The sequence below is a fragment of the Yersinia fenwicki genome, from assembly GCF_043099325.1.
GTDB lineage: Bacteria > Pseudomonadota > Gammaproteobacteria > Enterobacterales > Enterobacteriaceae > Yersinia.
In genome coordinates this window covers 2,701,861-2,723,170 of record NZ_CP170755.1, presented here as the reverse complement: position 1 = coordinate 2,723,170, position 21,310 = coordinate 2,701,861, and the positions used below count along the sequence as shown (strand labels likewise).

Below are 21,310 nucleotides of genomic sequence, written 5' to 3'. Positions count from 1 at the left end.
CATTCACGATTCTCATCACGACAACATTACAAATGGTAATCGCTAGGGATGTTAGTGCCATAATCATTGACCACGTTCAACGTGAGTAGCTCGCCTTTTTTGGCTTTAACCCCAGGGGGTAAAGCTAAATCAGTGGTCGAATTAGGGGCAAACATCTCGCTGGTGGCAAATGAGATGGTTTTCCCGTCACTGACCAGCTTGGCATCACGCAAGCTTATGTAATAAGCCGTAGGATTTTGTATCTTGATCTTGTCACCATGGGTGCTCTCCAGAGTGACGCGAACCTTCATACCCAAAGTATCGACGTTTTCTTTTAATGCAGCAGGACGATAAAAGACTTTCAGTCGATTATTAACGATTAAAACCAGTTTGTTTTCAGTCTGTGTATCTGCTTTTTTTAAGGCGGGAATTTGTAAAAAATTCAGATAGAAAACGGATTCGCGATCATTGGGTAAATTACGCTCAATATAGGACAGGCGAACCACTTGTCCACTTTTAGCTTCCATCCGGAATATTTGGGGAGTCAATGTGAAAGGGACATCACTTTTTGATGGCGAAGACTGATTATTACCATCATCCATCCATAATTGGACTAAGTTAGGGTGGTCATCTTTATTACTGAGCTGTAGCACCTTCTCCCGAGTACCCTCAGGATAAATGATACGTGTCCCTGTCATGACAACACTGGCTTGCGTCCATAAGGGTACGCCGCTAAGCAGTAATAATGTGCAGGCGATAATGTTGTGGGCAGTCAGTGTCATGGCGCTTACTCATCCTTGGTTTTTCTGGTTTGCATCGGCCCCGTTACCGGTTGGCCAACATATTCATAAAACAGTTCGGATTTCACGAATAGTTAGGGATAGGTGATCGCATATTGCGCTGAAGCAATAACGCTCCCCGCGGTAGCGCGGCCTTCTTCTGTAATATATTGAGCAGCCAAATCCTGTGATGCTGATGTCGCACCCGCGACCAGTGTAATTCCAGGTACTGAAACGCTACCACCAGACATGCGAATAGCCGCACCACTCGAATCAAGTAACTGAATAGCAACATTTTTTGCTGTTCCAACATTACCCAGATTACCGGCAGATGTGACGTTCATCCCCTGAAAAACAGAGCTGATTTTGGTGTCTTGAATGGCGATATTGCAGCCAGTGAGATTGATGGTGAAATTGGTTTTACCTGCGACAGCATTGACTTGATTCAAGTTACTAGTCGAGACGGTGGGTAACAAGACAACAGGTGTGTTGGCTGTGCCATTGATATCAACCATACAAGTCTGTTCAGCAACTTCTCCCTGAAATTTGATTGTGTTATTTGAAGTCGCCGCCAGCGCGATACCCGGTAGGGTCAGTAGCGCCAACGTTATTAATGTTTTTCCCATTTCATTCCCACTTAAATTTATATTTTCGTCAACGGAGATCTCCAGCATTCAACAAAATGAGAGCTCATTAAGCTGAATTGATCATCCGTTATTTATATTTGCGAGCTGGTTTCTAAACCGGGGGTAGTATAAGGGGAAAATAGTGGCGAAAAAATGAGAGGCGTCTTTATTTTTTATATGAAATTTCCTACAAAAACTGTAGGAACTTGTCCTATTTAAATTGGCAGTAATTATAAAATGTATTTATTACAATGCATTACGTGTTTTTTTGGATGTGTGATGATACTCTTGTTATAAAGTTATTAATAATGAATTTATAAAAAACTCGTCAAAATGTCTGACGAGTTTCAGTGAAAACATTAATTTCAACCCTATCCTATGATGGCGGCGAACTACCTATTTCAGCATATGAGGCTATTAATTCCACTAATAATTGGTTCGTCTTAGTCAATAGTGCCAGGTAGTCAACGCCATAGGTAATAACGGCATATTTATCCTCTGAGTGAAGTAGGGATTCAAATGTAATACAGCTGTCTACCAGAGGCAGGGCATCAATCAATTGTACCCCACCCTTAATTCGATGAACCAGACTGGCCATTTCTTTATAAATTTCAGCAGAAATAGCGCTATTATTTTCTACGGTGAAGTGTGAATACTGTTGTTTTAACACTGCAGTATCTTGCACATTACTCTCTAGCAATGACTGCAATAGCAGCAACTCCACATCTGTGTTGCCTCCCGAAAGTTTTTTGAGCTTACTCCGCGCTGCAATAAAAGGCGTCGCTGGTTTATTGTTAATCAAATTCGGGACGCTATTTTGTGCTGCGGCATCATCAATAGACGGGTGAGAGGGCATGTTCGCATCACTGCTAATAATTTCCAGACGCAGCAGGGTAGTGCGTAGTGTATCGATAGTGACAGGTTTAATCATACAGTCATTCATACCGGCATCACTGCAACGGGTGGTACTCTCTTCCCTTGCATCTGCAGTGCAACCAATAATGACCATATCTTTCATTGTTGCACTATTACGGATATGGGCCGCCAGTTCATAGCCATTCATCAACGGCATATTGTAGTCGGTGATGACGGCATCAAAACTATAGTGTTGTAATATTTGCCAGGCTTCAGCGCCATTCTCGGCAATCATCACTTGCTCGATACCGATAAAGGCTAACTGTTGCTGAAGTAGTTGACGGTTAGCCGGTAAATCATCCACCACTAGAATGCGCAAATTTTTCAACTGATTCAGTTGCACTTCATCTGTGAAGGCAATGGTTGATTCCTGAGGTAAATCATCGACACTGGCAACTTCCAGCGGCAATGTAATAAACAGGCTGGTGCCTTTGCCAAGCTGGCTTTCTAAGGTGATTTCCCCACCCATTTTATGAGTTAGCTGATGGCAGATCCATAGCCCGAGACCGGAACCTCCGAAACGCGGTGATTTCCCCTCGTTGGCCTGGCTGAATGGCTGGAATAATGTGGCTTGTGCCGCAGGAGAAATGCCAATACCGGTGTCGGTAATATCAATATTCATTATCCCATGTTTGTCGTCGATAGCTTCCCAGGTGATATCCACTGATACGCTACCTTGTTCAGTAAACTTCAGCGCATTGCCTAATAGATTACCCATGACTTGCCGTACCCGCAGCATATCCACCATGACTAAATCAGGGATTTGATTATCTACCCAACCAGAGAACCTCAGATTACGTTCATCTGCGATGGGTTGATAAATCGTAAACATTCGCTCTATTTCTTGACGGAAATCGACAACGGCGGGGTGGATGCTCAGTTGCCCGGCTTCAATTTTGGCAGAGTCGATGATGTCATCAAGCAAAAGCATCAGAGATTGAGCAGATTTAGACACGGTCACCAGCGTGTTCTTGTCTACTGGCTGCTCACTGCGTATCTCCAGTTCTAGCAATCCCATAATAGCGTACATTGGTGTGCGTAGCTCATGGCTAATGGTCGCCAGGAAGGAGCTCTTGGTGCGGTTGGCACTTTCTGCTTCGACGCGAGCAGCCTCCAGTTGCCGTTCAACCGTTTTACGTTGACTGATATCCAGCCAGCCACCGAGTAGACTGCGCTCAGCATTATCCAGCGGAATAATCCACAGGAAGATATCACGTAACTCACCGTTGATCTCAAGAGAGAGATCCACCATTTGTGGTTTTCGGTTGCTTAACACCATACGACAATACTTATCTATTTCGCGATCCAATGGGCTGGTCATTGGCCAATTGGCTGGCTCATTATTGTGATTGAGCAGGTCGTTTAGCTTATCCTGATGCGCGTCGGCAAAGTGGCTGTTATAAACGGCCAATTCTCCCGCAGCAGTGCGAATAAATACCGCAAATGGCAGAGCATTAATAATCGACTCTTGCTGTAGCAAACGAGCATGTAATAACGCGGCCTGACGACGTTTATTGAATACCAGATAACCAAGATATAAACCGAACACTAATAACAAACCTGAACTGATTTTCAGCGTCAACATCAGCCATTCGTTGTCTTGTAAGCTTTCATCGAAACTGACGGGTTTAGGTTTAAACGTGCTCCAGTCACTGATGATATTATCCAGTTCTTCCGGTGGGATAGATTCAATGACTTTATCAACGATGGCTTTTAATTCAGGAAGTTTCGGGCTGATGGCAAATGCCATCATCAGTGGCTCTTCTCCGGTGACCGCAACCGTTTTAATATTAGGGGTAAAGTTCTGTGCTGATAAATAGTTAGCGGTCATCATATTTTTGATAATCGCATCGACTTTCCCTTGTTGTAACATGCGTACCAACGTCATGGCATCGGGTGCTTCAACAAAGGTGATTTTTTGGGCCAAGAGTGTGTTGTTAATCACACCACCGGAAGTGCTGCCCGCTTGTATCCCGACGCGTTTTCCCGCAAGGTCCGCGACGTTGTTGATATCATTACGATCTTCTCGTGTCAAAATACCCCACAACGATTGTGCGACGGGTGAGGAGTAAAGGCTATTACCGTATTGGCCATTGCGTACCGCGACAATCGGTAGCATATCTATTTTTCCGGCAGCAAAATCACGTACACCTTCGCCGCTGTCCTTGATATAAATCGGCTTAAATTTAATGCCGGTTCTGCGTGAAATAATGTCGATGAGATCAACAGAGAAACCGGCCATCTCACCGGTTTGGCGATCACGGAAGATTAATGGAGCCAAATCCAGTGGCGCAGCATAGGTCACCTCCGGATGATGCTGAATCCAATTAAGCTCTTGTTCTGTGAGCAGTAATTTAGCATCAATATTATAATGATGTTTGCTACCAAACCAACGTTGTTGAATATCACCCGTGGCACGGCTGGGCAGTAATTCCAGAATCTGATTAATGTAATCAATCAGTTTTTGATTTTTTTCCAGGGCCAGGAAGGTGTAAGGGGCCGGGTGATAAGGGGCAAAGTTACGAATTTGCAATGTCAGTAGCTGTAATTGGTCAATCAAATAGTTGGCTGATGTGGCATTGGCCACAAAGACATCGGCATTACCATAGGCAACGGCCAGTAACCCTTGCAACTGGTTAGGATAGGCGACGATTTTATCAGCATGATAATTAAACAAAAACTCCGGTGAAAGTGGTTCATTATTGACGATAGCCACTGTTTCCGGATGGGTGCGTTTGGTGGGATCCCAATTCTTGCTACGAACCTCAACATGCCGGTTAGTGAAGAATGCATGGGAAGCAATAAGTCCTGGCTGAGCTGGCATCGGAGTGCCTGCCATTAAATCAACCTGACCATTCTCCAGTGCATTAAGTACTAAGCCGTAATCACAATAACCAATCATCTGGAAAGAGAGTTGACTGGCGTCACTGATGATTTTTAGATAATCCGCGACAATACCTTCGATGGAAGTATCATCGCGGTTAACAACAAACGGGGTATTGGCATCAATAACCATGCCCACTTTTACCGTACGCCGGCTTGATTGGCGTGCATCAGTCGCTGGGGGGAGTAATAAGTCTTCACTGTAACTGTTCGCAATACTGTGTATCGTCAACGGCTGGCCGGTATCACATCCCTGACGACTTGTCATCGGGGCAGCATTAAGTTGCCCGCTCAGTAAGACCAGGCAACACAGTAAAATGCGTGAAGAAAACCAACGACGTAGAGACAATACTGTACGCGGTAAATCAGGCCTGTCTGAATTAGACCAAATTATGGGTATGCGCATAATCTGCCAGTTCAATTACAGAACTCAGTCCTAATTTAGTCAGGATACGTGTTTTATAGGTACTGACAGTTTTGTTACTGATAAACATCTCGTCGGCAATCTGTTTATTTGACAAACCATTGACGAGATAACGTAAAACATTAATTTCTCGCTCCGACAACAAACGAGCCCGATTGACGGGATCATGGCTTGAAGGCTGCCCGGCTAATTGGGTCAAGGTTTCAGATGGAAAGAAAGAATACCCGCGTAATACGTTCTGTGCGGCAAATAGAATTTCGCTAATATCTTTATTTTTACTAATGAAACCGTTGGCTCCAGCCTGTAATGCCCGCACAGCAAAAACCTGCTCATTCTTAGCTGACAAAAATAACGATTTACCAGTAAAACCACGCTGTTGCAGCTTTTTCAGAAATGAAAAACCATCGAAGTTTGGCAGTTCAATATCGATAATAACCAGGTCAACCGTATGATTTTTTAATGTTTCCAGGGCTTCACTGCCATCAACTGATTCGTAAATAGTTGAAAATTCGTTGCTTTGTGAAAGTAATGCACGAATGGCAACACGAATTGCCGGGTGGTCATCAACTATCATCACTGATTTAGTCATGCTATCTCCGTAAACCGTTATATCTTGGGATTCGCAGAGTTAATTCACTGCTCCTCGCTCGCACCGATCGACTCAAATGATTACCCAAGACGAGATAAACAAGAACCGCTACTGCCGATGCCCAAAGTAATAATCATGTAAGGTACTATTTCGGTGATTTTAATCTCTAATGATAGATTATCAAGAAAAGATTCTTACTGATCACCTTTGTTACGTAGTCCAATTCATCCTATAGGCATTATTCAGTTTAGAGATTTGATTATAAACGAATTAGGATTTTTTTTATTGAAATGCAATTGGATTGCTCAGTAAAAGACACAAGAAATAGTAAAGTTATAATTCTGAATGTAAACATATACGATTTTTCGACGCCTTATGTAGGAAAATTCCAAGATGAATTGCTTGAATTATTCCAGCATAAGTATGAGAGATATAGCTTCTGATTTGATAAGATTTCGTCAAAATGGGAAAAAATGAATAATGATGCTCTAAGAATCTTTCTATTGCGGCAACGGTGACAGCAAAAGTTGCAGAAAAAAAAGCAAAAATCCCGCTTAGCTGCCTAAGCGGGATTTTCTAAATTTGGCTCCTCTGACTGGACTCGAACCAGTGACATACGGATTAACAGTCCGCCGTTCTACCGACTGAACTACAGAGGAATCGTGTGAACGGGGCGCATGATATCTAGCATACCCGATACTGTCAACGCTAAATTAGTACATTTGGGTCGACTGCTCAGCATCTGAGCAAAGAAGATGTTTATTGCGGCTAAATAAAGCTAGCCTGATGTTTTTATTCTTCCTCGCATCTTGTATTTTCTAAATCGGCGAGCCGATAACTAACCCATTGGAGATGAACTTTCAATATTTTGATTCTCGTTTTCCCCACGTTTTAGTCTAGCTAGCGGGTCCTGGCGATAGAAAGTACAGAAATGCCGATATACCGCCGGGAAACGGTTTTCCAATAGCTCAGGCGCACTGAAAAAATATTCAGATAACACAGCAAAACATTCTGCGGGATCACTGGCGGCGTAGGCATCCATACTGGCAGCGTCGACACCCACCATATCTATCTCATCTTGAATATTGTCCATCGCCTGATGTAAGTCATATTCCCATGCTGCAACATCACGCATAGCGATGGGGGGCACGCCGTTTGAGTGCCCGCCGTTACGCATATCCAGCTTATGAGCGGCTTCATGAATAACCAGATTAAAGCCTGATAAATCGAATGAATCCTGAATATCTTGCCAGTTCAGAACGATTGGCCCTTGCTCCCAGCTTTGGCCGGACTGCACGGTTTGCCCGGAATGAACCAGGCCTGCATCATCTTGCCAGTCGTCGTCAACCACAAAAGGAGAGGGGTAAATAAGTACTTCATGAAAGCCGTCTAGCCATTTTGCTCCTAACTCCATGACCGGCAGGGCAAACAGCAGTGTTAGACGGGCCTGCATCAGCGGTGTTAATACTAACCCTTGTAGTGGCACCAGGCGCTTTTGTTGCAACAAGTGACTTGCGACAGAAACCAGTCGCTGTTGTTCCTCCTCATTTAAAGGTGTCAATAGGGGGATATTCAGTGCTTCACGCCACTGTGCAAGCATCTCCGCTTGCGGTTGGTTTGCTTTCCACAGCCACTTAATCATCAGGTTGCTCACAAAGTGATAATTCGAACGTCTAAAGCAGGGAAGTGTTGTTGTAAACATGCCGCAGAAGTGGGCATGAACGCAACCGTTTCATGGAGAGATATCCGAGCACTTGAAAGGGCCGCCTCGAAAACCAGTGAGAAGCTCATCTTGCGGAGGAGTAAAATTTCTCACGCTCTTTCATTATTCAAGCACTTATAGAAAAAAAATTCAGCGATCCTTATCACAGTAAGTGGGTGAAATAAGGCGATATATCTTCGTCATGCTTTCAAGCTATAAGTATGTTAGCGACCTTGCTGCAACTCGAATGACTGACCTGCTGAGCACTATAAACCACCCCGAACCAAAGACTTTGCATATCTTGTTCTGCATAGCCGGAGTGGGAAGATAAAGTGAGGTTATCGACGGATGCAACCAGACACTCATTAAAGGGGGGGGGCAAATAGTACTGATTTTACTTTTGAGGTTCCTACGTCAATTCCGAGATAATAATCCATCGGATATTACCATTATAAAAGTCATAATATTTTGAGTATAAAGGGCTGTACGCTAAGTAAGATACTGATCAAATATGCTTTTTTGGGGATGGTGAAGTTGAAAATTAGCTTAGGGGTGCGATAAGGGAATGGGCTGAAATAATACGCTATCTCAATGTTTTGTTGTGGGAAAAATGGAAAGAGCATGGTTAATCACAAATATAATGGCTAAAGCAGATTTTCGATTTTAATGAGTGAACGCTGGAATGATATTTCTATATTTCTACGGGTGGAGCAGGCGAGATAATATAAAAATGAGTCTGAGTTTAAAGTGAGGTCGTTACTTAATCTATTGATTTAAAAGTGTTTGTTTTTATATAAAACATGCTTTTGAGATGCTCTCAGGTTTCTTCCTGATTAAACATAGATTAAGGAATTTCATTCACCGGAATCATGCGATAAAGCATCGCTGCGTAAGACCATTCCTACATCAAGTCAGCCCTCAGTCTTATATACAAGGAAAGTCTTAAATCGTCTAATGGCAGCATAAATTTTGAGCTCATATTTTGATTTGGACCAACCATATTATAAATGAACTCAACTCTAGGCACTGGGCCTATAAAGTTTGGGTATCGCAACGCGATAAACATTATATATCAGGATTATTTAAATGAAAAAGCAACTGGCTAAAATTACTGTACTGTCTTCTTTGATTTTTGGTATTAACGCTGCCAATGCAGAAGCACCTACTGCGGAATTAAAAGTTATCGGTACTTTAACTGTGCCAAGCTGCACCGTGAATGCACCGGATGATGGTGTTTACGACTTTGGTAAACTATCTTCATCTTTGATTAAATCAGGTGCGGGCACCACAGTACTGACGCCAATCACTAAAAACTGGACAGTAACCTGTGATGCGGAAACTTATCTGAACTTTACGCCAGTAGATAACCGTGCTGCATCTGCCAGTACTGCGGGTACGACTAACTTTGGTATGGGTAATGTGAACGGTACCGGCAAAATCGGTTACTACACGGCACAAATCAAGAATGGTACCGTTGATACTAAAGCATCTAACTTATTCTCTTCTGCGACCTCAACGTTCGCCGCCTCCACCGTTGCTAACCTGACCACGGGGTTACGTACCGGTTGGTCATCTGCAGCCAACACCCAAAGCGTTGGTAAAATATTCACTGCTGATATTACCGTTAGCCCAATTTTGGGTGGCACCACCATTATGGCTGGCCCGATCACTGAAGATGCAGAAATCGACGGTTCAATGACCATGAACTTTGCATTCGGAATCTAATTACCCGTACATCACGGTATTAAATAAAGGGCAGATTTATATTTCTGCCCTTTATTTTTCCTGAAGTTCTATTTCTGAGTAAGTGCTAATAATATTTATATAACCGAGTGACTCTCATTTTATGAAAAAGAATATTTTCAAACTCACTCTTTTTACCTCAATAATTTTATCCGTGGCAGCACAGGCGGCACCGCCTTCGGCAGAATTAAAAGTTAAGGGTAAATTGGGAGTGCCAAGTTGTACGGTAATAGCCCCTGATGGCGGTATTTATAATGTCGGTGAGATTTCAGCAAGCCAGGTAAAAAGTGGTACAGCAGTAACAGCATTGCCATCGATCACAAAAAACTGGACGGTTACCTGTGATAGCCTAACGTATCTGAGCTTAACCTCAACAGATAACCGTAAAGCATCTGTCAGTGATAACTCTATTCATAACTTTGGTTTGGGTTTTGTGAACGGTACTGGGAAACTGGGTTTTTATAGAACGACGATGAGCAATGCTACGGTCGATGGCGTCAGCAGCTTACTGTATTATATCGACGCGAATAACGTATTACAGGGTGGGCATACTCTGGAAACATTAACCAATAACTTCCGTTTTGGATGGTCTGAAAATGCCACCACAGTGAAAGCGGGTAAAGTATTCAGTGCCGATTTTACAGTAATACCGACATTGGCAGGTTCAACCACTATGGGCGGAGCCATCACTGAAAATATTAATATTGATGGTTCTGCCACCATGAATTTTTCTTTTGGTATTTAATTCATAAAAATCCTATACACAAGGTTGTTTTCATTTTTTAATAATCTTGTGTACTCTTTGCTGTATAAAACAATATTGCCTCTTAACCCATTTGTTTCCCTTACTTTTTAGGATACCACTGTGTTTGCACGCTGCGTATCGTTTTCGTTTACAGCATTCCTTTTATCTCTTTCTCCTGTAGCGGCTCTTTCCGCCACAAAAGAGGGTGCAGTGGCGTTTGATATAAAAACACTTGAAGGGTTAGGGTATTCTGCAGAGTTAGCGAATTTTTTTAGTCAGCAGGATAAGTTTTTACCTGGTCAGCATGATGTCTCTATCATTGTTAATGCCAACAAAACCTACCATATTGCAGCCACCTTCGACAGTGAAGGTAATTTGTGTGTGGATCGTAACTTACTCATTGCATTGAAGTTACGTCATAAAGGCAGTGGCGATGGCTGCGAAAACCTTGAAGCTTTGTGGCCGGGTGTCGTAATAAAGTTACTTCCTGGTCAATTTCGTGTGGAAATGACCTTGCCGCAAGAGGCATTTGATCCCGAAATGGAAAGCAGTGACTACCAAAGTGGCGGTCATGCCTTATTACTGAATTACAATTTGTTTGGCCAGCGGATCGAAACTAATAACGATAATCTTAACTTATTTCAAGGGCAGTTTCAGCCGGGTATTAATCTATATAACTGGGTACTGCGTAACCGAGGTTCCTATACCTATAATCAAGGCGTAGGCCACTACGATAATCAGGAAACCTACGCATTACGCGCGGTGGAATCACTGAAATCGGTCGTGCAGCTGGGTGAGTTTGGTTTAGTCGGTGACACTTATTCCGGCCTGCCGATCGTGGGCACCCAACTATATTCCGATAATGCTCAACTGAATAACACACAGCTGGTGGTGCCCATTGAAGGGATTGCTAATACTAATGCCACCATTGAAATTCGCCAACGTGGACGTGTTATTTACCGTACCGTCGTACCACCGGGGCCATTCTCATTATCTAATATCAGTAATTTTTCTAGTGGCGTGGTGACTGATGTTGATGTCATTGAAGAAGATGGTACCCAGCAGCATTTTACGGTATCAAATTCTCTTGACCCTAATTCTGAACAGCAGGCGACCACATACCAACTGGGGTTGGGCCGTTATCGGGATAGTCTGAATGAAAGTGAAACTAAATCGCCGTTACTGGCATCGGGCGAGGTCTCTTTTAGCCCGCTAAATGCATTACGTATCACTTCAGCTGGGCTGATTTCCACTGATTATCAAAATATCAGTGTACAAAATCTTTATAGCGGGATGGAGAGAGCCTGGTTTTCAGCGGGGACAAGTTACTCTAATACTAAAGATGCCGGGCAGGGTTATCAACTGACGTTACAAAATCAGGTAGCAATTAATGGCAATTTGAGTGCTTCATTGTCGACATTATATGACTCATCGAGCTATTGGTCGCCGGATAATGCCCTGAGTAGTGGCAATAATCTGAATGAACTGAAGTACGGTAAACTGAAGAACTCGACATCTGCTGCCGTATCTTGGGCGCATCCTCGATGGGGCGCATTTTCCTACGTTTTGTCTAATAATATGTATTATCAAACCGCAAACAGTGTTTCCCATACATTTTCTGCGAGTGAACAATTTGGCCGAGTGACGGCCACGCTAAGTTTTCAGTCAACTTCGCAGGGGCAAAATTCAGTCTACATTGGCATCAATATGCCATTGGGTAACGGCTCCCTCAGCGGGCGGATGCAACGCAACAATGGCAATATGACCTTAGGTAGTACTTACCAAGGGCGTTGGGGTGATAACAAAGGGTATCAGGTCGGTATAACAGGTAGTGATAGTCAGCGACGTATTAATGGGGCGCTGAATATGAACACGGCGTATTCGCAACTGGCTGGTGGGGTTTCTCAGGCCACCAACAATAGCCGCTCAGCCTATGTTTCGGCAAATGGCTCAATGGCTTATGCGAATAACACCTTTGCGACATCTTCATCGCCAATCGGGGATACTTTTGCGGTGATAAATGTGCCGAGTCAATCTGACTTGCGCGTTTCTTCGCCTAGTAGTGGAACGTCAATTACCGATTATGCTGGAACCGCCTTGTTACCATCCGTGATGCCTTATACAGCATCAAAAGCACAGATAAGCACCAAAACATTGCCACTGAATATTCGTCTTAATAGCACCAGTGCGGATTTGAAGATGACACGTGGCACAGTGGCAACTCGTTATTTTGAGGCAACCGAAACTCGCCAGTTGCTGCTGAGTATTCGTGATAGTAATGGTGACATGTTACCCGTGGGCGCTAACGTGCTGGACGAGAAGGGCAACTTCCTGGGAACGATTATTGGTGATGGCAACTTTATGTTGGAAAACCAAGCGATTGGGGCGACATTGCGTGTTAAGGCTGCCAACCGCAGTGAATGTATTGTGAGTTATGTTGAGCCGGAGAAGTTTGATCCGGATGCATTGTATGAAGTTGCCGACGCTGTATGTCATTGATTTGAAGTATTGTCGAGCAAGAGGATACTCAATAACTGTTTTTTAAACATAGGATCTATTATGAAAAATATCATGGTTAATAATGGCAGCGTTGGCGCAATGACTGCATACACTCATCTCTTTAAACGTGTTAAATCGTTTTTTATGCTTAATTTGCTGGTGTTGTTAAGTTGCTGGAGTTTGGCATCCTATGCGTCTTTCAAACTAGAAAGCACCACGGTTATTTTAAAAGAAAATGAGGGTCGCACCAGCTTTACTATCGAAAACACATCGGCAAACCCAATATTACTGGTGACTAAATTAGTCGACTTGGACGGCAAAAACCTGAGTAAGCAAGTTTTGATTTCCCCGCCGGTAACCCGAATTGATGCAGGGCAAAGCCAGCAAGTTAACTTTGTATTGAAGAAAGGCACCACATTAGATTCAGAAGTCCTGTTAAAAGCTTCGTTTGAAGGTGTTGAGCAAGTGCAGGGTAATGCGACTGTGATGCCAATTCGTCAGGAAATTGGTTTTCTTATCCAGCCAAATTCTGTGCCACAGATTAAAACCCCATGGCAAGAATTGGTTTTATCCACCGCGGGTAATAACTTAATGATTAAAAACCCGAGTAAGCATGTGGTTCGTCTTGGTCCTCAGGTGATTTTAGTCCCAAGTAATGAGGTTGTTCCTTTGGGCAGCCCTTATATTATGCCGGGCGAGACCAAACAATTTGCAATCAAGTCATCACCTACCTCAGTGAAAGTCATACCATTGAGCCGTTATGGTTTTGCACAAGCCGAAGTTACTGTGCCTGTTTCACGTTAATAGCGATGAGTCAGTCAACACAAAAAGCGGCCGATTATGGCCGCTTTTAAATTAATGAGGGAACTGAGAGGGCTAGTTGTCTTTTTTCTTGCCAAAAATTTTCAGTAAGGCACCCACTGCACAACCCATCACAACACCTAAAATCACCCATTCAGTAAATGACATATTCAAACCCTTTTATTCGTTTGGGCTGATTATATAAATTATTCCCTGCTTGTCCATGTCTGCCCGACCCAACATTAATAACATCCCAGCATTATAGCTTCGCCAACATCTCTCGAGTAACTAATACAATACCGCTTTCCGAACGATAAAAACGGCGAGCATCTTCATCTGCATTTTCGCCAATGATCATGCCCTCGGGGATAATACTGGCGCGGTCTACGACGCAGCGGTGTAACCGACAAGAGCGGCCCACATTGACGTCGGGTAGCAATACACAAGAATCAATATTACAGAACGAATTGATTCGCACTCGGGAAAATAGTACCGAGTTGACTACCACGGAACCGGAGATAAAACAGCCACCGGACACCAAGGTATTCATGGTCATGCCATGACTGCCAGAACGATCCTGAACAAATTTTGCCGGTGGCAATGGCTCCGCATAAGTGCGTATCGGCCAATGTGAATCATACATATCCAGCTCTGGTGTAATAGCCGCCTGATCGAGATTAGCTTGCCAATAGGCATCTAAGGTCCCGACATCACGCCAATAATCAGGGGCATCGGGCGAGGTGGAAACACAAGATAATGAGAATGGATGCGCCCAAACATGACCCTGTTCGGTGATTTTCGGCAGAATATCTTTGCCAAAGTCATGGCTGCTATTTTCGTCCGCGTGATCGCTTTCAAGTAGACCAAACAGGAACTCTGCGTTAAATACATAAATCCCCATGCTGGCCAGACTACTATCAGGTTTACCGGGCAGAGTAGGGGGATCTTCAGGTTTTTCCCAAAACATTTTCACCTGGAGCTGTTCGGAGACTTCCATCACACCGAAGGCTGTTGCTTCCGCCTTGGGGACTTCAATGCAAGCTACCGTACAAGCCGCACCACTTTCTACATGATCGAGCAGCATGCGCGAGTAATCCATTTTATAGATATGATCACCTGCCAAAATCACCACATATTCAGCACGATAGCGGCGGATAATATCTAGATTCTGGAAAACAGCATCTGCGGTGCCGGTATACCAATGTTCTCGTCCTTGACGTTGTTGCGCCGGCAACAAATCAACAAACTCGTTCATCTCTTCACTAAGAAATGACCAGCCATGCTGGATATGTTGCACCAAAGTATGAGACTGATACTGAGTTATTACACCGATACGGCGAATGCCAGAATTAAGGCAATTTGATAGTGCGAAGTCGATAATGCGGTATTTTCCGCCGAAGTGAACAGCGGGTTTTGCTCGGACAGACGTTAGGTCTTTAAGGCGTGAACCGCGCCCGCCTGCAAGAATCAGGGCTACGGCTTTATTGGGAAGTTGTCTGGCCGACATGACTCTGTCGATATCGCCTGCTTTCCGCATGTCAGACTCCTTATAATTTGTATGTATAGCCGCTGGATGACAGGCTATATCCATCAACCCTATTGCGCTAAATACTGTCCGGTCAGTGACCGGATTGATAGTGCGGGTTTATACCTCCTTTAAGTATTAGTGTCGTTAATAACATAATCGGCTAAATATCGTTCTAACAATGAGAAGCGAATCAAGTTTAGCGCGTTCCAGCTTAAAAATTTTCGTCCTTCTTTCCCATTTGACGCGGATGTTTGTTGTTTTTCCGCATTGTGAGGCCTGCGTTCGTCGACCATACTCGATAGGGCAAAAATATTCGTAGTTTTAATAAGGATATAAAATTATGTCAGTTACAAAGAAATATCTGCACTTATCCGCAGTCACTTTGATAATGGGCTGTTTTACAGCAGGTGCTGCCCCGATTGTTACAGCGCCGACCGGCTACACATTAGAGCGTGTGGTTATTTTGAGTCGACATGGTGTTCGCTCCCCGACAAAACAAACCCAGCTAATGAATGATGTCACTCCTGATAAATGGCCCCAGTGGCCAGTAAAAGCGGGTTATTTGACGCCGCGAGGGGCTGATTTAGTGACGTTGATGGGGGGATTTTATGGTGATTATTTCCGCAGTCTTGGGTTGTTATCTGCGGGGTGCCCGGTAGATGGGGCCGTTTATGCACAGGCAGATGTTGACCAACGAACCCGCTTAACCGGACAGGCATTCTTGGATGGAATTGCACCGGATTGTGGTCTGAAAGTGCATTATCAGGCTGATTTGAAGAAAGTTGACCCGCTATTTCATACCGTCGAAGCGGGGGTATGTAAACTGGACTCAGCGAAAACTCATCAGGCTGTTGAGGCGCGATTGGGCGGGCCATTGAGTGATGTGAGCCAGCGCTATGCCAAACCCTTTGCCCAGATGGGCGAAGTGCTGAATTTTGCAGCATCGCCTTATTGTAAGTCCCTGCAACAACATGGAAAAATCTGTGATTTTGCAACTTTTGCAGCAAATGAAATCAAGATAAACGAAGAAGGTACTAAGGTTTCTCTGAGTGGGCCATTGGCACTCTCGTCGACATTGGGTGAAATTTTCCTATTACAAAACTCACAAGCGATGCCAGATGTGGCCTGGCATCGGATCAGCGGTGAAGATAACTGGGTTTCACTATTGTCGTTGCACAATGCGCAATTTGATTTGATGGCCAAAACCCCTTATATCGCTCGCCATAAAGGGACCCCGCTGTTGCAACAAATTGATACGGCATTAGTGCTGCAACGCGATGCCCAAGGGCAAACACTGCCGCTGTCACCGCAAACCAAATTGTTGTTCCTCGGCGGGCATGACACCAATATTGCTAATATCGCTGGTATGTTAGGGGCCAATTGGCAATTACCACAACAACCTGATAATACCCCGCCTGGTGGCGGATTAGTCTTTGAGCTATGGCAGAACCCAGATAATCATCAGCGCTATGTCGCCGTGAAAATGTTCTATCAAACGATGGATCAGCTGCGAAATGCCGAGAAGTTAGATCTAAAAAATAATCCAGCTAAAATTGTTCCAATTACCATTGAAGGTTGTGAGAGCGAGGGTGATAACAAACTTTGCCAACTTGAGACTTTCCAAAAGAAAGTTGCCCAAGTGATAGAGCCAGCTTGCCATATTTAAGCTGATATTATCGAATGCTCATAAATACTCATCGGGTAAGATAAAAGCCCATCATGTAATAGGATGTTGCACTATGGGCTGTTTAGTATCCATTATTATCCTGAGATTTAATAATCTGTGGCATTATATAAATAAAAAAACCGGAGCTTTCTGGTAAATATAGAAAACTCCGGCGAAAAAGTGACTAACGCACTGAAAGCAATATTGCAATTAGCGGAAGTACTACAGTTTAACTACTACAGTTTAAATACAATTAACCGAGTCTGACTAAATCGAAAGGCACATAGCGCTCACCGGTATGTTGTAACTCTACAACCGGCTCCCGCTCTGCCTGTACAGGTGCCAGGCCTTCAACATGAATAGCTTTTGCTACGTCAATTTCCCCAGTTTGTGCGACCATCACACGTTTGCCAGGAATAATTTGGTTTCTGTTTCTGTCATAGACCTTAACCATATTAACCTCCAATAGTTATCTGATAAGGTTCAATAACTGCCGGGCGCAATGTTCACACCTAAGTATTATGGAGTTGGCTTACATTCTGCGAAAAATGATATTTATTTTTTTCTCAGGGATCAAGTCGTATAAACATTTTTTTTGGGAAAATATGCCTACTGAAAATCTACTTCGCCAGCGGATTTTCAGTAGGCACTCGACAACAGAAAGCGATGCGTTATATCAGTGACTTCTGCGTCAATGATTCCAGTATTTTCAGCGGGGATTGTTGAGGATCTTTCATCCCTTCAACGGGCAGAAGGAACGTTTGCTCTAGCATAAACTGTCCTCCCATCGCTGCATGGGGGGTTTGATCTGAAAAACAGATCCAACTACTACCTGCGGGGAAATCAATAGCTTGTTGCTTACCATTTTTTTGGTAATTGGCATCTGATTTCATTTTATCATGTAGCTGAAGCATCAGATGATCATAATGGCTTCTACGGCGCTTGGTGATCCCTACTTTATGCTGCAACCAACTACTGAAAGGCGAATAACTATCGAGTTGCGGCAAATAGCGGCGCGCTAATTGCGTAAAGTCTTCACCTACACGCCACGAACGGGGTTCATCATGAGGGTTTATATTGGTAAAAATACGGATGATTCGCTCACCATAATTAGGCCGCGAAGGGAAAGCATCAACATGCAAGCGGCTATCATCCTTTCGCCACGATGTTTTATCTCGCCAAGCGGTAACGGGGTGCAAGCGTAGGCTATTGGTCGGACTGCGCAGTACAGATGTATACTCCGGGAGTAATTGATTTACCAGACTCAGGCAACTCTGATAATAGCGCTCCAGCAACTGGCGAGTTAACGCTACTTTGCTTTCATCAGTCACGCCAGTTAGTGTGCCGTCCAGCGGCTTAAAACTGATATTTTTGCGTTTAGTATCAACTAATGCAGGGTTAAGCAGTAGTTTTTCCTGTTCACTCAGTTCAAACGCCAGATGGGGTAGAAAAAGTACTTTACCTTGCTCCAGAGCCTCGACGGCACTGGAGCTTTGCATATTATCTTCGACCCAACGGCTATAGGGGAGCGTAAGAATCGATGAATCTGACGCATTACTTTGATTATTACTCATCAATTATTCGCTTCTATAATTTTATTCAGGTAAAGAATAGCTCGTTATTATAAATAAAATGAGGGATAGGGTACAGATTTCAGATTTTGCTTTCCCTGGGCAACCTTACTAAGGGGGGCAACCGTCGCATGATTGGAGAGGATTTGACGATTGATGTCTGGATTTCGGCATATTCTGACCAGCGGTCAATGATGGTGTCCAGTTGTTCCATCGAATGAATATATAAGCGGCTGATAAAGCAATCATCGCCGGTCACTTTGTCACACTCAACACATTCTGGCGTTCCTTGAATCATCTCTTCTGCTACACGTAGCATTCCTGCTAAGGGTTTGACACGTACAATGGCTTGCAAATTGTAGCCGAATGCCTTCTGGTCCAAATCAAGTGTGTAACTGCGAATGATATGGCGTTCTTCAAGACGCCGTAGACGCTCAGAAGTACTCGGGGATGAGAGGTTGACTTGCAGTGAGAGGTCTTTCAGAGATATCCGTGCATTTTTTGCTAAAATGGCAATCAATTGTTCATCAATCTTGTCCATGCCTGGCAGCCTTTTATTATCAGAAACAATAATATTATTATAGGCACCATTTTTAAATGTTAACGATATTTTATTAATAAATATAATGACTTTGATAAAAAATGAATTCTCTGGCTTAGGTTATAGAGACAAAGATCTGAGGTAATCGTAATATACATCATCACGTTTCTCTCTTTTCGAAAGTAGATATTTACAAATACAAAACAGCATACCCTACTGAAGATTCTGCAGGATATGCTGGATATTTATAATTATTGCCTGATAGCAGAGGTACTGGCCAACGAGGTAGTTTGGTTAGGTTCATTGGTTCGCATAGACTTTTTTTGCAGATAAGCTAAATCATAGACATCATAGAAGTCTATTTCGCCTTTATTGCTAATAATATGTTTAAAGCGAATTTTAAAGTCATCACTGATATCTTTGCTATTTAGTATCTCATCAATTGCTTGCGTCGATAATGCACGGCTGAAGAACCATTCACCGTTATAGCAAACACGTAAGTCGAGGATGCCAATATCCTCAAATTTAAACACGGGTTTGATTTCCATCATGAGAACGGCAGACATCAAAACAAAGAAAACAGTAAAGGCAACCATATAGCCAGTACCAAAATAAGGGGTTAAGTACATCAAAATTAGAACAAAAAAGTATGATATCAACATTGCAAGGCAAAGATAGGGATGCTTGTAGACAAAATCGCTGTTAAATTTTAACCGGCCATCTCTTTTTTCTTTTTGATTTATTCTTGCGATGTCATCGATTAATATTTTCTTAATTATGTCCATAATTATGACCTTGTGATGAATAATTCATGTAAGTTAAACCATGGCGGTTTGTTATAGAATAACATGAGAAGTTAAATTTAAGGTATATCAGTTTGATTAATTAGTTAGCAAAACTGTTATGGTCTGACAGGCGATAATACGGAGTTATTATTAATTCATCAGATAAAAACAACCACTTATGCTTCGATTTCACCTGATGAATTTTCATGGTGCGGATAATTGTAGTTCTGAACAACCTTAAGCAGTCAGGACAATTTTACCAATATGCGTGCTGCTTTCCATCAATTCATGGGCTTTTGCCGCATCTTCCAGCGGGAAAGTTTGGAAGATCTGTGGTTTCATTTTTCCATCATTTAGCAACGGCCAAACTTGTTGTTCCAGCTCCTTAGCGATAAGTGCTTTTTCTGCCACAGTACGTGAGCGCAATGTTGAACCGGTGTGAGTCAGGCGTTTTAGCAACATTAACATTAGATTCAGGTCCTTGGCATGCCCATTCTGGGTGCCAATCTGAACAATCCGTCCATTCATTGCAGCAGCTTCATAGTTACGCGCGACATAATCACCGGCAATTAAATCCACGATAACATCAGCCCCTTTCCCTGCGGTGGCTCGCTTGGTTTCGGCGACAAAATCTTCTGTGCGATAGTTAATGGCGATGTCGGCGCCTAATGCCAGACATGCCTGCCGTTTTTCTTCTGATCCCACGGTGACAATAACCATTTTTGCGCCAAATGCTTTGCTCAACAATATTGCCGTAGTACCTATACCTGAAGACCCACCGTGAATTAATACGGTCTCACCTGCAGTGAAATGACCACGTTGGAACAGGTTTGTCCACACAGTAAAGAAAGTCTCTGGCAATGCAGCTGCTTCTATTTCAGTCAGGCTGGGCGGGATAAATAAGGCATTAGTTTCATGGATAACGCAATATTGGGCATAGCCGCCGCCTGCGATTAATCCACACACTTTGTCTCCAATTTTAAATCGAGTGACATCAGCAGCAACGGCAACCACAACACCTGCAATTTCTAATCCCGGGATATCGGAGGCCCCTGGCGGTGGGGCATATTGGCCTCGCCGTTGCATGATATCGGGGCGGTTAACTCCTGCAGCTGAAATCTTGACTAAAATTTCACCCGCAGCGGGCATCGGTGTAGGGCGCTGAATGGGAGTTAAGACTTCAGGGCCACCAGACTGAGTAATCTCAATGGCGACCATGTTCGCTGGGATATGGGTTAAGGATGTCATAATATTCCTCTTGTAACATGCATATATTGAGTCAGGAACTGTGCCGGTGACGAAGTGATTATCTTAGCCCCGTAATCTAAATAATTCATGGAGTGAATGTGCTTAAGTTATGACAAGGTCGCAAAAGGGGGAAAGCGGCGAGTGAAAGTAGAAAACAAAAAAAGCGCCCAATAGGGTGGACGCATAAATTTTCAAAGGAGTAGTACATGTATGACTCGTTGCATTGCAATAAGCGAGACTAAGAGATGTTTAGACATATTGATACTAGGAATATTTCCTTAAGTTC

Annotated in this window: 16 protein-coding genes and 1 tRNA gene; 5 read left to right on the top strand and 12 right to left on the bottom strand. The window is 43.4% G+C overall.

Annotated elements, in window-relative coordinates; translation table 11 throughout:
- Positions 1 to 26: 26 nt before the first annotated feature.
- From ACF3VQ_RS12525 to mtfA, 6 genes are all read right to left on the bottom strand, one after another.
- Positions 27 to 761, bottom strand: coding sequence for a molecular chaperone (locus ACF3VQ_RS12525; RefSeq protein WP_392431243.1), 735 nt, complete (start codon positions 759 to 761; stop codon positions 27 to 29).
- A 92-nt stretch (positions 762 to 853) separates the two neighbouring features.
- Complete coding sequence (locus ACF3VQ_RS12520) at positions 854 to 1,384, bottom strand: fimbrial protein (protein WP_392431241.1); 531 nt, start codon at positions 1,382 to 1,384, stop codon at positions 854 to 856.
- Positions 1,385 to 1,760: 376 nt separating this feature from the next.
- Positions 1,761 to 5,588 (bottom strand): ATP-binding protein, encoded by a 3,828-nt coding sequence (locus ACF3VQ_RS12515; RefSeq protein WP_392431239.1) that lies wholly within the window; start codon positions 5,586 to 5,588, stop codon positions 1,761 to 1,763.
- Positions 5,563 to 6,195, bottom strand: a complete 633-nt coding sequence (locus tag ACF3VQ_RS12510) for a response regulator (RefSeq protein ID WP_392431237.1) — start codon at positions 6,193 to 6,195, stop codon at positions 5,563 to 5,565. Before ACF3VQ_RS12510 ends, ACF3VQ_RS12515 begins: the two co-directional genes overlap by 26 nt.
- 583 nt (positions 6,196 to 6,778) lie before the next feature.
- Positions 6,779 to 6,854: transfer RNA gene (locus tag ACF3VQ_RS12505), tRNA-Asn, on the bottom strand.
- 179 nt (positions 6,855 to 7,033) lie between these two features.
- Positions 7,034 to 7,837 (bottom strand): DgsA anti-repressor MtfA, encoded by an 804-nt coding sequence (gene mtfA / locus ACF3VQ_RS12500; RefSeq protein ID WP_392431235.1) that lies wholly within the window; start codon positions 7,835 to 7,837, stop codon positions 7,034 to 7,036.
- A 1,146-nt stretch (positions 7,838 to 8,983) separates the two neighbouring features.
- Here mtfA and ACF3VQ_RS12495 point away from each other — a divergent pair.
- The 4 genes from ACF3VQ_RS12495 (at position 8,984) to ACF3VQ_RS12480 (ending at position 13,688) form a co-directional block, all read left to right on the top strand.
- The gene (locus tag ACF3VQ_RS12495; RefSeq protein WP_392431233.1) at positions 8,984 to 9,622 is read left to right on the top strand and encodes a DUF1120 domain-containing protein; all 639 of its coding nucleotides are present in this window, start codon (positions 8,984 to 8,986) and stop codon (positions 9,620 to 9,622) included.
- Positions 9,623 to 9,743: 121 nt separating this feature from the next.
- The gene (locus ACF3VQ_RS12490; RefSeq protein ID WP_392431231.1) at positions 9,744 to 10,385 is read left to right on the top strand and encodes a DUF1120 domain-containing protein; all 642 of its coding nucleotides are present in this window, start codon (positions 9,744 to 9,746) and stop codon (positions 10,383 to 10,385) included.
- A gap of 120 nt (positions 10,386 to 10,505) precedes the next feature.
- The gene (locus tag ACF3VQ_RS12485; protein WP_392431229.1) at positions 10,506 to 12,884 is read left to right on the top strand and encodes a fimbria/pilus outer membrane usher protein; all 2,379 of its coding nucleotides are present in this window, start codon (positions 10,506 to 10,508) and stop codon (positions 12,882 to 12,884) included.
- Positions 12,885 to 12,983: 99 nt separating this feature from the next.
- The gene (locus ACF3VQ_RS12480) at positions 12,984 to 13,688 is read left to right on the top strand and encodes a fimbria/pilus chaperone family protein (protein ID WP_392435564.1); all 705 of its coding nucleotides are present in this window, start codon (positions 12,984 to 12,986) and stop codon (positions 13,686 to 13,688) included.
- 256 nt (positions 13,689 to 13,944) lie between these two features.
- Here ACF3VQ_RS12480 and glgC read toward each other — a convergent pair whose 3' ends face one another.
- Positions 13,945 to 15,222 carry a glucose-1-phosphate adenylyltransferase gene (gene glgC / locus ACF3VQ_RS12475; protein ID WP_392431227.1) on the bottom strand — a complete coding sequence of 426 codons (1,278 nt, stop codon included), beginning with the start codon at positions 15,220 to 15,222 and terminating at the stop codon, positions 13,945 to 13,947.
- A 331-nt stretch (positions 15,223 to 15,553) separates the two neighbouring features.
- Between glgC and ACF3VQ_RS12470 the strand changes: the two genes are divergently transcribed.
- Positions 15,554 to 16,879 (top strand): AppA family phytase/histidine-type acid phosphatase, encoded by a 1,326-nt coding sequence (locus ACF3VQ_RS12470; RefSeq protein ID WP_392431225.1) that lies wholly within the window; start codon positions 15,554 to 15,556, stop codon positions 16,877 to 16,879.
- 253 nt (positions 16,880 to 17,132) lie between these two features.
- On the opposite strand, the gene ydfZ is transcribed toward ACF3VQ_RS12470, so the two are convergent.
- From ydfZ to ACF3VQ_RS12445, 5 genes are all read right to left on the bottom strand, one after another.
- Positions 17,133 to 17,333 carry a putative selenium delivery protein YdfZ gene (gene ydfZ, locus ACF3VQ_RS12465; protein WP_392431224.1) on the bottom strand — a complete coding sequence of 67 codons (201 nt, stop codon included), beginning with the start codon at positions 17,331 to 17,333 and terminating at the stop codon, positions 17,133 to 17,135.
- 217 nt (positions 17,334 to 17,550) lie between these two features.
- Complete coding sequence (locus tag ACF3VQ_RS12460) at positions 17,551 to 18,453, bottom strand: Kdo hydroxylase family protein (protein ID WP_392431222.1); 903 nt, start codon at positions 18,451 to 18,453, stop codon at positions 17,551 to 17,553.
- A 79-nt stretch (positions 18,454 to 18,532) separates the two neighbouring features.
- Positions 18,533 to 18,991 carry an Lrp/AsnC family transcriptional regulator gene (locus ACF3VQ_RS12455; RefSeq protein WP_392431221.1) on the bottom strand — a complete coding sequence of 153 codons (459 nt, stop codon included), beginning with the start codon at positions 18,989 to 18,991 and terminating at the stop codon, positions 18,533 to 18,535.
- Between the two features lie 251 nt (positions 18,992 to 19,242).
- Positions 19,243 to 19,776, bottom strand: coding sequence for a YlaC family protein (locus ACF3VQ_RS12450; RefSeq protein ID WP_392431219.1), 534 nt, complete (start codon positions 19,774 to 19,776; stop codon positions 19,243 to 19,245).
- Positions 19,777 to 20,013: 237 nt separating this feature from the next.
- Positions 20,014 to 21,024 (bottom strand): NAD(P)H-quinone oxidoreductase, encoded by a 1,011-nt coding sequence (locus ACF3VQ_RS12445; RefSeq protein WP_392431217.1) that lies wholly within the window; start codon positions 21,022 to 21,024, stop codon positions 20,014 to 20,016.
- Positions 21,025 to 21,310 lie beyond the last annotated feature (286 nt).

What these genes read in the sequence shown, in the direction of transcription:
- ACF3VQ_RS12525 (WP_392431243.1), bottom strand. Translation starts at nt 761, where the DNA reads ATGACACTGACTGCCCACAACATTATCGCCTGCACATTATTACTGCTT.
- ACF3VQ_RS12520 (WP_392431241.1), bottom strand. Translation starts at nt 1,384, where the DNA reads ATGGGAAAAACATTAATAACGTTGGCGCTACTGACCCTACCGGGTATC.
- ACF3VQ_RS12515 (WP_392431239.1), bottom strand. Translation starts at nt 5,588, where the DNA reads ATGCGCATACCCATAATTTGGTCTAATTCAGACAGGCCTGATTTACCG.
- ACF3VQ_RS12510 (WP_392431237.1), bottom strand. Translation starts at nt 6,195, where the DNA reads ATGACTAAATCAGTGATGATAGTTGATGACCACCCGGCAATTCGTGTT.
- mtfA (WP_392431235.1), bottom strand. Translation starts at nt 7,837, where the DNA reads ATGATTAAGTGGCTGTGGAAAGCAAACCAACCGCAAGCGGAGATGCTT.
- ACF3VQ_RS12495 (WP_392431233.1), top strand. Translation starts at nt 8,984, where the DNA reads ATGAAAAAGCAACTGGCTAAAATTACTGTACTGTCTTCTTTGATTTTT.
- ACF3VQ_RS12490 (WP_392431231.1), top strand. Translation starts at nt 9,744, where the DNA reads ATGAAAAAGAATATTTTCAAACTCACTCTTTTTACCTCAATAATTTTA.
- ACF3VQ_RS12480 (WP_392435564.1), top strand. Translation starts at nt 12,984, where the DNA reads ATGACTGCATACACTCATCTCTTTAAACGTGTTAAATCGTTTTTTATG.
- glgC (WP_392431227.1), bottom strand. Translation starts at nt 15,222, where the DNA reads ATGCGGAAAGCAGGCGATATCGACAGAGTCATGTCGGCCAGACAACTT.
- ACF3VQ_RS12470 (WP_392431225.1), top strand. Translation starts at nt 15,554, where the DNA reads ATGTCAGTTACAAAGAAATATCTGCACTTATCCGCAGTCACTTTGATA.
- ydfZ (WP_392431224.1), bottom strand. Translation starts at nt 17,333, where the DNA reads ATGGTTAAGGTCTATGACAGAAACAGAAACCAAATTATTCCTGGCAAA.
- ACF3VQ_RS12460 (WP_392431222.1), bottom strand. Translation starts at nt 18,453, where the DNA reads ATGAGTAATAATCAAAGTAATGCGTCAGATTCATCGATTCTTACGCTC.
- ACF3VQ_RS12455 (WP_392431221.1), bottom strand. Translation starts at nt 18,991, where the DNA reads ATGGACAAGATTGATGAACAATTGATTGCCATTTTAGCAAAAAATGCA.
- ACF3VQ_RS12450 (WP_392431219.1), bottom strand. Translation starts at nt 19,776, where the DNA reads ATGGACATAATTAAGAAAATATTAATCGATGACATCGCAAGAATAAAT.
- ACF3VQ_RS12445 (WP_392431217.1), bottom strand. Translation starts at nt 21,024, where the DNA reads ATGACATCCTTAACCCATATCCCAGCGAACATGGTCGCCATTGAGATT.